At 41.9% G+C, this 1,025-nt stretch carries 1 protein-coding gene; it reads left to right on the forward strand.

Annotated elements, in window-relative coordinates; all coding sequences use genetic code 11:
* Positions 1-1,025: ABC transporter ATP-binding protein (locus tag FC46_RS09810; RefSeq protein WP_057800234.1), on the forward strand; the 1,025-nt coding region annotated here is incomplete at both ends.

Raw genomic sequence — 1,025 nt, forward strand, 5'->3', positions numbered from 1 at the left:
ATTAAAGATAAGGAATTTATCGTCTTCGTAGGACCATCAGGTTGTGGTAAGTCAACTACCTTGAGAATGGTAGCTGGTCTGGAAGATATTTCAGAAGGAACATTTGAAATAGACCACAAGGTAATGAATGACGTGGCACCAAAGGATCGTCACATTGCCATGGTATTCCAGAACTATGCGTTGTACCCACACATGACAATTTATGACAACATGGCTTTTAGCTTAAAGCTTCGTCACTACGATAAAGCAGAAATAGATAAGCGTGTGCAACATGCGGCAGATATCTTAGGCTTGAAGCAATACTTGGACAAAAAGCCAGGAGAATTGTCAGGTGGTCAGCGTCAGCGTGTAGCCTTAGGACGTGCGATTGTGCGTGATGCACCAATCTTCTTGATGGACGAACCACTTTCAAACCTTGATGCTAAGCTTCGCGTATCAATGCGTGCCGAAATTGCAAAGTTGCACCAAAACTTAGGTACAACAACTATCTACGTAACACACGACCAGACAGAAGCCATGACTTTGGCAGACAGAGTGGTTGTAATGTCAGTAGGTAAGGTAGAACAAATCGGCTCACCATTGGAAGTATATAATCACCCAGTAAACCAATTCGTAGCAGGATTCATTGGTTCACCACAAATGAACTTCTTCAACGTTCACTACAAGAACCAAAGAATCACTGATGGTAAGGGGCTAGATATTGAAATTCCAGAAGGAAAGGCAAAGATGCTTGAAGAAAAGGGCTACAACGATAAAGATGTAGTCTTTGGAATCCGACCAGAAGATATCCACTCAGAAGAAGCCTTCCTTGAGACTTGGCCAAATGCGGTAATAGATTCAGAAGTAGTAGTATCAGAACTATTAGGATCAACTATTCAACTATACCAAAAGGTAGATGGCACAGAATTCGTAGCAATCGTAAACTCACGAGACTACCACAAGCCAGGAGACAAGGTGAAGATGGGCTTTGATGTAAACAAGGCACACTTCTTTGACAAAGAAACCACTAAGGCAATTGTTAATTA

It is taken from the genome of Lactobacillus kalixensis DSM 16043 (genome assembly GCF_001434335.1).
GTDB lineage: Bacteria > Bacillota > Bacilli > Lactobacillales > Lactobacillaceae > Lactobacillus > Lactobacillus kalixensis.